The following is a 602-nucleotide window of genomic DNA, read 5'->3' on the forward strand; positions in this document are numbered from 1 at the left end:
CAGTCGTTCACGAACAGCGGCACGATCAAGGCGGACAACACGCTGGCGATCCAGGGCAAGCAGATCGACAACGCGTTCGGCGCGCTGCAAAGCGGCGGGCTGATGTCGCTGAAGACCGAGAACAACATCGATCTGACGTCGGCGAACGTGAAGGCCGGCAGTTTGCAACTGGACGCCGGCAAGGACCTGATTCTCGATACGGCGACGAAGACGAACACACGAGTGAGCCGCGACGGTGCGACGAGCGTGGTGACGACGCTCGGGCCGACCGCCAAACTGGATGTCGCGGGCAATGCATCGATCGTCACCGGCGGCAACTTCCAGCAGAACGCGGGCAACCTGTCGGTTGGCGGCAATCTCGGGATGAACGTCGGCGGCAACTGGGATCTCGGTGCGGCGCAGACTGGCGAGCACAAGATCGTGCAGCGCGCGAACGGTGTGTCGAATACCGATATCAACAAGGTCGCCGGTAGCTCGGTGACGGTAGGTGGACAATCGAATGTCGTCGTGGGTGGCGATTTGACGGCCAAGGGCGCACAGATCGACCTCGGCCAGGGCGGGACACTCGCTGCCAAGGGCAACGTGACGCTCGGTGCGGCGAG

1 protein-coding gene is annotated in these 602 nt (G+C 63.3%); it reads left to right on the forward strand.

The window, feature by feature from the left end:
- A partial coding sequence (locus DIE03_RS38055; RefSeq protein WP_148092922.1) for a hemagglutinin repeat-containing protein occupies nt 1-602 on the forward strand: 602 nt, incomplete at both ends.

The organism is Burkholderia sp. Bp8992 (assembly GCF_003853705.1).
GTDB lineage: Bacteria > Pseudomonadota > Gammaproteobacteria > Burkholderiales > Burkholderiaceae > Burkholderia.